9 protein-coding genes and 1 pseudogene are annotated in these 9,561 nt (G+C 72.4%); 5 read left to right on the top strand and 5 right to left on the bottom strand.

The genetic code is table 11. From position 1 onward, the window contains the following. Positions 1–81 (bottom strand): annotated as a pseudogene (locus tag ACIRP2_RS31510) (electron transfer flavoprotein subunit beta); the annotation flags it as partial. Between the two features lie 145 nt (positions 82–226). Between ACIRP2_RS31510 and ACIRP2_RS31505 the strand changes: the two are divergent. The 5 genes from ACIRP2_RS31505 (at position 227) to ACIRP2_RS31485 (ending at position 6,369) form a co-directional block, all read left to right on the top strand. Next, positions 227–898 (top strand): TetR family transcriptional regulator, encoded by a 672-nt coding sequence (locus ACIRP2_RS31505; protein WP_404256270.1) that lies wholly within the window; start codon positions 227–229, stop codon positions 896–898. Positions 899–1,052: 154 nt separating this feature from the next. Then, the gene (locus tag ACIRP2_RS31500) at positions 1,053–1,403 is read left to right on the top strand and encodes a Zn-ribbon domain-containing OB-fold protein (protein ID WP_404256244.1); all 351 of its coding nucleotides are present in this window, start codon (positions 1,053–1,055) and stop codon (positions 1,401–1,403) included. A 307-nt stretch (positions 1,404–1,710) separates the two neighbouring features. Beyond that, positions 1,711–3,588, top strand: coding sequence for a gamma-glutamyltransferase family protein (locus ACIRP2_RS31495; RefSeq protein ID WP_404256242.1), 1,878 nt, complete (start codon positions 1,711–1,713; stop codon positions 3,586–3,588). Positions 3,589–3,651: 63 nt separating this feature from the next. Next, the gene (locus ACIRP2_RS31490; protein ID WP_404256240.1) at positions 3,652–4,497 is read left to right on the top strand and encodes an inositol monophosphatase family protein; all 846 of its coding nucleotides are present in this window, start codon (positions 3,652–3,654) and stop codon (positions 4,495–4,497) included. Positions 4,498–4,953: 456 nt separating this feature from the next. Beyond that, complete coding sequence (locus ACIRP2_RS31485) at positions 4,954–6,369, top strand: phytoene desaturase family protein (RefSeq protein WP_404256238.1); 1,416 nt, start codon at positions 4,954–4,956, stop codon at positions 6,367–6,369. Between the two features lie 126 nt (positions 6,370–6,495). Here the strand turns inward: ACIRP2_RS31485 and ACIRP2_RS31480 are convergent, their stop codons facing one another. The 4 genes from ACIRP2_RS31480 to rpsR all read right to left on the bottom strand — a co-directional run bounded on the left by ACIRP2_RS31480 (position 6,496) and on the right by rpsR (position 9,505). Then, positions 6,496–6,930, bottom strand: a complete 435-nt coding sequence (locus ACIRP2_RS31480) for a VOC family protein (RefSeq protein ID WP_404256236.1) — start codon at positions 6,928–6,930, stop codon at positions 6,496–6,498. 222 nt (positions 6,931–7,152) lie between these two features. Further along, positions 7,153–8,472: an NAD(P)/FAD-dependent oxidoreductase gene (locus ACIRP2_RS31475; RefSeq protein WP_404256234.1), complete on the bottom strand. Its 1,320-nt coding sequence runs from the start codon at positions 8,470–8,472 to the stop codon at positions 7,153–7,155. 461 nt (positions 8,473–8,933) lie between these two features. Then, positions 8,934–9,272, bottom strand: coding sequence for an alpha/beta hydrolase (locus tag ACIRP2_RS31470; RefSeq protein ID WP_404256232.1), 339 nt, complete (start codon positions 9,270–9,272; stop codon positions 8,934–8,936). Continuing rightward, entirely contained in the window at positions 9,269–9,505 is a 237-nt protein-coding gene (gene rpsR / locus ACIRP2_RS31465; RefSeq protein WP_404256230.1) for a 30S ribosomal protein S18, read from the bottom strand. Before rpsR ends, ACIRP2_RS31470 begins: the two co-directional genes overlap by 4 nt. Positions 9,506–9,561: the final 56 nt, after the last annotated feature.

The following is a 9,561-nucleotide window of genomic DNA, read 5'->3' as shown; positions in this document are numbered from 1 at the left end:
CACCGTCAGATCATCGGCGAAATGCCGGTCACCCGTGGCGTCGGGCACGTACTTCACACAGACAACGATCCTCAAGCTCACGCCGGCTCTCCTACCTGGGTGTGGGTCGTAGGAACGACCATATGGCACTCAGTACCCTCTGTAAAGGAACCTGGTGCCAAAAAGGGCTCTCCGGTGCTACGTTCCCCGCATGACTGACGCACGCAGACCAGCGAAGAAGGCCCCCATGCGGGAGGTGCTCGCCGAGGCGGCCTTCACGCTCTTCCTGGAGCGGGGCTTCGAACAGACCACGGTGGACGACATCGTGGCGCGGGCCGGGGTCGGGCGCCGGTCGTTCTTCCGGTACTTCCCCTCCAAGGAGGACGCGGTCTTCCCGGATCACGAGCGCTGCCTCGCCGACATGACCGCGTTCCTCGCGACGGTCGGTGACATGGATCCGGTCGACGCGGTGTGCGACGCGGCCCGGCTCGTGCTGCGGATGTACTCCGCCAACCCGGAGTTCTCCGTCCAGCGCTACCGACTGACCCGGGAGGTGCCCGGGCTGCGCACGTACGAACTGTCCGTGGTGCGCCGGTACGAGCAGACGCTGGCCGGTCATCTCCGCGGCCGGTACGGCGAGTCGGGGGACGGTGCGCTGCGGGCCGAGGTGATAGCCGCCTCCGTGGTCGCCGCACACAACAACGGACTGCGGACCTGGCTGCGTTCGGGTGGCGAGGGGGACGCCGAGGCCGCGGTGGACCATGCCCTCGCACTGGTGCGCCAGGTGTGGGGGAGCGCGGCCGCGGCGGGCGCGCCCATGCCGTCGTCCGAAGGTGACGTGGTGGTCATGGTCGCCGCGAAGGGAGCCCCCATGTGGCGCGTCGTGCAGCAGATCGAGGCCGCCATCGGCCAGGACTGAGACCCGGGCGCACCATGACCTGGCACTGAGTGCCTTTACGTATCGACACTCAGTGCCCTATGGTGCGGACGCGCCGACGCGCAGCCGCGGCGCATCCGAGCCGAGCGCAGGGGGTCGAAACGTGTCCCAGTCATCAAGTGGCACCGTGCAGACGGTGCATGAGAAAGCCGGCCTGAACTACCACCGCTGCCGTTGGTGCGGCACGGCCTCCTTCCGGAGGCTGTTGTGTCCGGTGTGCGCGTCAAGTGATCTGAAGCCCGAACACAGCGCCGGACTGGGCGTCGTGGTGAGGTCCGGTGTCGTGCACCGCTACACGGAGGCGGCGCGCAACGAGTCCCTCGTCCGGCTCCCCGAGGGCTTTGTGTTCCGCTGCAGAGTCGTCGGCGCCGCACCGCATCTGGTGCCGGTCGGCGCGCAGGTGCGCCCGGTCGCCGGTGACGATCCGGAGGCGGGAGAGGTCGTCTTCGAGCTCTGCGAACCACCCCGGCGCGACGACTGGCTCTGAGCCGCCGCTCGTCCGGCCCGCGGGGCATCGCGGCCGTGAACTGCGCGGCGCCGACGCCTTTCGTCGCGCGGGCGCCCCGAACGGCCGCCTGCCGGCCGGGCGTTGTCCGCGCTCCATCGATCGGTGCCGCACGCAGGCGCCGGGCCCGCGTGAACTGCCCGGCGGCCGACGGGTTTCCCGCCGTCCCGTCGAGGTCGACGGCACCGTCCCCCGGCGCGGTCGGTCGATGCCCGTACATTCGGTCCGGGCCGGCCCCGGCCCGAGCCCCCTTCGGGAACCTCGCACGCCACAGCAAGGAGCCGCATCCGTGTTCACCACCCGGCCCACTCTCCAGGGCACGTTCGGCATGGTGTCCTCGACCCACTGGCTCGCCTCGCAGTCCGCGATGGCCGTCCTGGAGGACGGCGGCAACGCGTACGACGCCGCCGTCGCCGCCGGGTTCGTCCTGCATGTCGTCGAGCCCCACCTCAACGGGCCGGCCGGTGAGGTGCCGATGATCCTGGCACCGAAGGACGGCGAGGTGCGGGTGCTGTGCGGCCAGGGTCCGGCCCCCGCCGGCGCCACCGTCGCGCACTACCGCTCCCTCGGCCTCGACCTGGTCCCCGGCACCGGACCGCTCGCCGCGGCCGTGCCGGGTGCCTTCGACGCCTGGATGCTGCTGCTGCGCGACCACGGCACCAAGTCCGTCGCCGAGGTGCTGCGGTACGCGATCGGGTACGCCGAGGACGGCCACGCCCCCGTCGAGCGGGTCGGGCAGACCGTCGAGACCGTCCGCGAACTCTTCGAGACCGAGTGGCGGTCCTCCGCCGACGTGTACCTGCCCGGCGGCAGGTCGCCGCGGCCGGGCGAACTGTTCCGCAACCCCGCACTCGCCGCCACCTGGCGCCGGCTGATCGCCGAGGCGGAGGAGGCCGGCGGCGAGGACCGCATCGCCCGGATCGACGCCGCGCGCAAGATCTGGAGAGAGGGCTTCATCGCCGAGGCCATGGTCCGCCAGGCCGCCCGCCCCACCATGGACACCAGCGGCTCCCGCCACACCGGCACCCTCACCGCCACCGACCTGGCCGACTGGTCCGCGTCCTACGAGGCACCCGCCACGTACGACTGGAACGGCTGGACACTCGCCAAGGCGGGCGGCTGGAGCCAGGGCCCCGCCTTCCTCCAGCAGCTCGCGCTGCTCCCCGCCGAGCTGCCGCGGTACGGCTCCGCCGAATACGTCCACCTGCTCATCGAGGGCTGCAAGCTCGCGATGGCCGACCGTGAGGCCTGGTACGGCGACGCGGCCGACGTACCCCTCGACACGCTGCTCTCCGAGCCCTACAACGCCGAACGCCGCGCCCTCATATCCGACCGGGCCTCGCGCGAACTGCGGCCCGGCAGCCCGGACGGCCGCACCCCCGTTCTCAGCGGACACGCCCACGCCGTCGCCGCCGGCGCGCCCGGTTTCGACGCCCTGGGCATCCCGACGGCGGGCGTCGGTGAGCCGACGGTGGCGACGAACGGCTCCGGGGCCGAGGGACCGGCCGTGACGAAGACCCGCGCCGGAATCGGGGAGCCGGCCGTCGACGCCGACGGTACGAGCCGTGGCGACACCTGCCATGTCGACGTGGTCGACCGCTGGGGCAACATGGTCTCCGCCACCCCCAGCGGCGGCTGGCTGCAGTCCAACCCGGTCGTGCCGGAGCTCGGCTTCCCGCTCGGCACCCGCCTCCAGATGGCCTGGCTCGACGAGGGCCTGCCGAACTCCCTCACCCCCGGACGGCGCCCCCGCACCACCCTCACCCCGTCCCTCGCCCTGCGCGACGGTGTTCCGGTCATGGCGTTCGGCACCCCCGGCGGAGACCAGCAGGACCAGTGGCAGGTCCACTTCTTCCTGGCCGTCGCCCTGCGTGCCGAGGTCCGCGGCGGCCTCGACCTCCAGGGCGCCGTCGACGCCCCGAACTGGCACAACGACAGCTTCCCCGGCTCCTTCTTCCCGCGCGGGATGCGGCCCGGCAGCGTCACCGTCGAGGAGCGCATGGACCCGGAGGTCGTCGCGGAGCTGCGTCGCCGCGGCCACGACGTCACCGTGGGCGACCCCTGGTCCGAGGGCCGGATGTGTGCCGTGGCCCGCGACCCCCGGACGGGAGTGCTCTCCGCGGCCGCGAACCCGCGCGGAATGCAGGGGTACGCCGTCGGACGCTGACCGGTCACCTCCCCGCAACGACCAGGTCGTCGGCCTCTCGGAAGGGCGTGCTTAGCTGGGGTCATGATCGATGAGTTTCTCGCCCAGAACACCGGGGGCGCCGGGCGCCGGACCGAGGTCGAGGCGGCGGTCCGCGCAGCGGCCGCCGCCGAGATCATGCCGCGCTACCGTCAGCTCGCCGCGCACGAGATCGTCGAGAAGAGCGGCCCGCACGACCTCGTCACCACCGCCGACCGTCTCGCCGAGGAACACCTCACCGCGTCCCTGACCCGGCTCCTGCCCGGCTCGGTGGTCGTCGGCGAGGAGGCGGTCCACGCAGATCCGAAGGTGTACGACGCCCTGGGCGGCGACGCACCGGTGTGGGTCGTCGACCCGGTCGACGGCACCCGCCAGTTCGTCCGGGGCGAACCGGGCTTCTGCACGCTGGTCGCCCTCGCCCACCGTGGCGAGCTCCTCGCCTCCTGGACGTACGCGGCGGCACTCGACGAGATGGCGGTCGCGATCCGCGGCCGCGGCGCCACGCTCAACGGCAAGCCGATCCGTTCCGGCTCGCCCGCCCCCGGCGCCGTTCTACGCGTGGCCATGTCGCACCCCGACTACACCACGGACGCCCAGAAACGTGCCCTGCTCGGCCTGGGCACCGAGAGCGTCGACGCCCGTCCCTGCGGTGCGGCCGGTCTCGAATACCTCGCCGTCGCGCGCGGCGACCAGGACGCGGTCGCCTTCAACTGGGAGTACGCCTGGGACCACGCGGCGGGGCTGCTCCTGGTCACCGAGGCGGGTGGCGCCCAGGCCACCCTCTCCGGCGCCCCGTTCCGCATATCCGGCGGAAACGCCATGCCGTTCACGGCGGCCCGCGACGCGGCGACCGTGGAACGCATCCTTCAGGCGCTGCGCGGCGAAGCCTGACCGGGTGCGCCGCCCGACCGGGACGTGCCTGCCCGGACACTCCTCAGGACATCGGGGCGGTGCCGAAGCACCTGGGAGAACGCGGCCGGTGGTCCACCACCCGCCACCCGCCGGAAGGCGAGGACAGGCCCGGCAGCCGTGGGGAGCGTCGCCCACCCGTCACCCACCGCCCACCGAGGGCCGTCCGGCCGATCGGCCTCTCCGCCGAGCACGTGGTGACAGAATCCGGCGAGGCGCACCGGGTCGGGGCGGTCGGGCACCGCGCACCGCGGTTCGGCGATCACGGCCGGACCCTCGGTTGCTGCGTGTGCGACGCGCGGTGCGGGAGGAATGGACGGCAGGGCGGTAGGAGGGGTTCGGAGTGTTCATCGAGCGGCGACCCCACCCGCGACGTGGCTGTCGGTCCCTCGGAATATCCTGGGTGTCCTGGCCGTCGGCTGACGAAGGAGTCCGAAGGTGCCGTCGATGCTTGATGCCGTCGTCGTGGGGGCGGGGCCCAACGGACTGACCGCCGCGGCCGAACTGGCCCGCCGCGGCTTCGCCGTGGAGGTCTTCGAAGCGGCAGGGACGGTCGGGGGCGGTGCCCGCACCGAGGAGCTCACCCTCCCCGGCTTCCGTCACGACCCCTGTTCCGCGGTCCACCCGCTGGGCATCGGCTCGCCCGCGTTCGCCGCTATGCCGCTCGCCCGTCACGGCCTGGAATGGCTGCACCCCGAGCTGGCGCTCGCCCACCCCTTTCCGGACGGCTCGGCCGCCGTGCTCACGGGGTCGGTGGGGGAGAGCGCCATGTCGCTGGGCGCTCGGGACGCGGGGGCCTACCGCAGGCTCGTCGCCCCGTTCCTCGGTCACTGGGACACTCTCGCCGAGGACTTCCTGCGTACTCCGTGGGACGGGCTGCCCCGTGACCCGTACCGCTGGGTGCGCTTCGGTCTCGAGGCGCTCCAGCCCGCGACGCTGCTCTCCCGCCGCTTCCGCGGCGCGAGGGCACGCGGCCTGATCGCCGGGCTCGCCGCCCATGCCATAGCCCCCGTCAGCGGCGTGGCCACCGGAGGGATCGCCCTGCTGTTCGCCCTCGCCGCGCACGAGAACGGCTGGCCGGTGCCGCGCGGCGGGTCGCAGGCCATCTCCGACGCCCTCGCCTCCTACGTACGCGAACAGGGCGGCACGATCCGGACCGGCACGGAGGTCAAGCGCCTCGACGAGCTCCCGCCCGCCCGCGCCTACGTCTTCGACACCTCGCCGACGGCACTCGCCCGTATCGCGGGGCTGGGCAACGCCTATCGCGGCTACCGGTACGGCGCGTCCTGTTTCAAGATCGACTACGCGCTCTCGGGCCCCGTCCCCTGGACCGCGGAGGAGGCCCGCCGGGCCGGAACGGTCCACATCGGCCCCACGGCCGGAGAGATCGACGCCGCGCTGAGCGCCGCGGTGGCCGGCCGCGACCCCAGCGTCCCGTTCCTGATCACCGCTCAGCCCAGCCTGGTCGATCCGTCCCGCGCACCCGAGGGCCGTCATGTCTTCTGGGCCTACGGACATGTCCCGGCAGGCTGGGAGGGCGACGCCACCGACGTCATCGAGCGGCAACTGGAGCGCTTCGCCCCCGGCTTCCGCGACCTGGTGCTCGCCCGAGCGGTCGCGGGGCCGCCCCAACTGGCCCTGCGCAACGCCAATTACGTCGGCGGCGACATCGCGTGCGGAGCGTTCGCCGGGCTCCAGACGGTGATCAGGCCGAAGCTCGCACGCGTGCCGTACGCGACCGCGCATCCGGCGGTGTTCCTGTGCTCCTCGGCCACTCCGCCCGGCCCGGGAGTGCACGGCATGTCCGGCCACCACGCGGCGAAGGCGGTCTGGAGGCGCCTGCGGGCGGCCTGAGCGTCGTAGGGCCCGGGCCCTCACTCCGTGGCCGCCGTCCGAGGGGACCGGGTGGCGGCCCGCCGGAATCGCGAGCCGTCCAGGGACGGGGCAACTCCGCGGGGGCCGCGCCGTCTCGCGGGATGCTCAGTCGAGACAGAACTCGTTGCCCTCGATGTCCTGCATCACGATGCACGACTCGTTCTCGTCATCGGCGAGCAGTACTCGCTCGCACACCGCGCCGAGCGCGACCAGCCGTGCGCACTCGGCTTCGAGGGTGGCGAGGCGCTCTTCACCCACGAGCCCGGTGCCGACCCGCACGTCAAGATGCACCCGATTCTTGACGACCTTGCCTTCGGGAACACGCTGGAAGTACAGCCGCGGGCCCACGCCCGAGGGATCACTGCAGACGAACGCTGCACCCTGCCGCTCAGGCGGCAGAGAACGATCGAAATCACCCCAAGTGGTGAACCCCTCCGGTGGCGGCGGTACGACGTACCCCAGAACCTCGCACCAGAAGCGAGCGACGCGCTCAGGTTCCGCGCAGTCGAAGGTGACTTGGAACTGCTTGACCGATGACATCGGCGCACCCCAGCAGGCGGATTCCGTTGCTCATGTCCCGGCGTGGATCGGCATGTTGTCGGGAGGACGGTCCCTGACGGTGCCGCACCCGAAATGGTTCGGCGAACAGAACTCGAAGACGCTCAGCCGGCAGGCCGGGGCAAGCAAAGAGCAACGGGCAGCCATGTCATGGCATCGAGCGCAGGGGTGCCCGCCGCACGGCCTGCGGTGCCGGGCAAGCGCTCAGCTCGGGATGAGCGCATCCCACTGATCTCGGGTCGGGCCGTCGTGTTTCGGTGTGAAGTCCGGGTGGGCGGCCAGCCAGGCGGTGAGGTGTCGGTCCACTTCGTCGGTGCCGTAGGCGTCGTCGGCCGGTCGCAGGAGATGGCGCACCTGGGCTCGGGCGCGCATGACGACGGGATCGTCGAAGGCGCACGCGGCAAGGGCGGCGGCCCGCCGATCCGCGCGCGGTGAGCTCTCGGCGAGGCGTTGCCCGTTGGCGCGGTCGGCCGTCACCTGCGCGTCGAACCACGGGCGGAGAGCCTGAGCCGCCCATGTGTGGTAGCCCATCGGGTCCGCGGCGATCCGGTCGACATGGGTGGCGAGGTGCTGGGCGGCACGCAGGCCGAGGGCCGCGCCTTGACCGAAGGTGGGATTGGTGTGGATGAGGCTGTCCCCGGCGTTGACCAGGCCGGTCACGACAGGTCCTCCGTCGTCGGCGAGGGCGGTCCAGCGGTTGTCCAGGCCGGCCATCGCCAGGACGGCCGACCGTGGTTCGGGGGCCAGGTCGAGCCGAGCGGCGATCGCGGGGAAGAGGCGGGCGACGGCCTCGAACACGGCAGGGTCGGTGAGCGCGCCACGGGTGGGATCCCCCGTGGAGAGCACCAGGCTCACCGCGAAGGTGTCGTTGTCGGAAGGGAAGACGCCGCCGAGCGCGAACGGTGCGGCCGAGCCGGTCCTCACCCACCCGGGGTCACGAGGGCCGTCGGCGCGCAGGCGGTACCAGCGGCACACATAGGCGATCCCGGTGCGATGGCTGTCGATCACGGGCGGCCGGCAGCCGGCGGCGGTCAGCCAGGAGGGCACCGGCGAGCGACGACCGGACGTGTCGACGACGAGGTCCGCCCGGAGGACTTCCGTACCCACCTGCACGCCGGTGACCCGGGCAGGACGGCCCTCCCGGAGGGTGAGGGCGTTCACCCGGCAGCCCTGCCGCATCTCGACGGTGGGTTCCCGCCGCACCGCCGTGATCAGGGCGGCCTCCAGCACGATGCGTCGGGTGCGCAGGGTCACCAAGTCCTCGTCGCCGGCCCGATGCGGCGGATGCTCACCGAACCAGTCGAACTCGTGGTACTCCCGGGCCCCCCGTGCCAGCAGGTCCGCGTACACATCAGGGGCCTCCGCGCGCAACACGGTTCGTACGGGCGCGAGCAGCGAGTGGGGCTGGATGGCCTGCGGGACCCGGGGCCTGTCCCAGTGGAAGAAGTCGCGGTCCAGGTCCTCTCCGGCCTGCCGCGCGTCCTGCTCGAACAACGTGACCGTGTGGCCGCGTCGGCCAAGCATGAGCGCCGTCCCCAGCCCGCTGATACCCCCACCGATCACCGCGACCCGCGCCACCGATCTCCCCTTCGCGTCGTGTTGCGGAACGAGACTACTGCTTGACGATCCGGAACCGGCGTCGTCCGTCGTGGTACGGGGGCGAGGCCTCAGATGGTTGCCCGCAACTCCGCCAGACCCTTGGCCGCCTCGGACACGAGGTCATCGAACCGGCGGCCCGCGAGAACGACGCGGCCCGGGCGGCGCAGCCCGCCGGTGGGACCCAGGACCCGATCCCGGCCAACCGTCCTCATGCCAAGGAGCAGGGCCGGCATCGTCGATGCGCAGCTGCTCCAGGCCGGGGCGGCGGGCGCGCGGTGCAGCCCGCGCAGCGCCTCGGGCCACACGTGCCGCTCGAACGTGGGCCGGGTCGGCCTCGCTCTGAAGCGGGGTCGACCCGGCCGAAGGACTTGCGTGAGACGCAAGGATCAGTGCGTGTCCTCGGTGAGGAAGTCGAGGAGGATCTGTCGGCCGGTCTGGGAGGTGAGGCTGCCGTAGGCGTCGTCGCCGCCGAGCGAGGTCCGTGAGCTGTCGATGCCGTACTCGGCGGCGTTCTTCTGCACCCAGCTCAGGGCGGAGACGAGGTCCTGAGGGGCCTTGTTCCAGGTGGGGCGGTCGGGGCCGGCCAGGCGGTAGTCGACGGCGAAGATGCCTTCGGCCCCGGGCGAGGGCGAGGGCGAGGCGATCACGGGAACCGGGCACGTGGACGCCGCGTGCGCCCGATGGACGGGGAGGGCCCGCCGGACGTACGCGGCGCGCGTGGTCACCGGTGGGCGTAGGGCAGCAGGGCCATCTCGCGGGCGTTCCTGATCGCCCGTGCGAGCTGCCGCTGCTGCTGGGCGGTCACCCGGGTCACGCGACGGCTGCGGATCTTGCCTCGGTCCGAGATGAACTTCCGCAACAGGTCGGTGTCCTTGTAGTCGATGTAGGTGATTCCGGCCGCGTCCAGCGGATTGGGCCGGGACTTCGGCGGCTTGTGCGGGTCGGTGCGTCGTGCCATGTGCATTCCTTGGTGATTGATCTGCGAGGGGAGCGGTCGAAGGGCCGCACGCAGGC

Source organism: Streptomyces sp. NPDC101194 (genome assembly GCF_044767885.1).
GTDB lineage: Bacteria > Actinomycetota > Actinomycetes > Streptomycetales > Streptomycetaceae > Streptomyces.
The sequence above is the reverse complement of the archived record's forward strand: the minus strand, read 5'-3'. Positions and strand labels throughout refer to the sequence as shown.

Bases quoted from the DNA above. Each gene is read 5' to 3' on its own strand.
- ACIRP2_RS31490 (WP_404256240.1), top strand. From the start codon at position 3,652: ATGATCGATGAGTTTCTCGCCCAGAACACCGGGGGCGCCGGGCGCCGG.
- rpsR (WP_404256230.1), bottom strand. From the start codon at position 9,505: ATGGCACGACGCACCGACCCGCACAAGCCGCCGAAGTCCCGGCCCAAT.
- ACIRP2_RS31475 (WP_404256234.1), bottom strand. From the start codon at position 8,472: ATGCTTGGCCGACGCGGCCACACGGTCACGTTGTTCGAGCAGGACGCG.
- ACIRP2_RS31505 (WP_404256270.1), top strand. From the start codon at position 227: ATGCGGGAGGTGCTCGCCGAGGCGGCCTTCACGCTCTTCCTGGAGCGG.
- ACIRP2_RS31480 (WP_404256236.1), bottom strand. From the start codon at position 6,930: ATGTCATCGGTCAAGCAGTTCCAAGTCACCTTCGACTGCGCGGAACCT.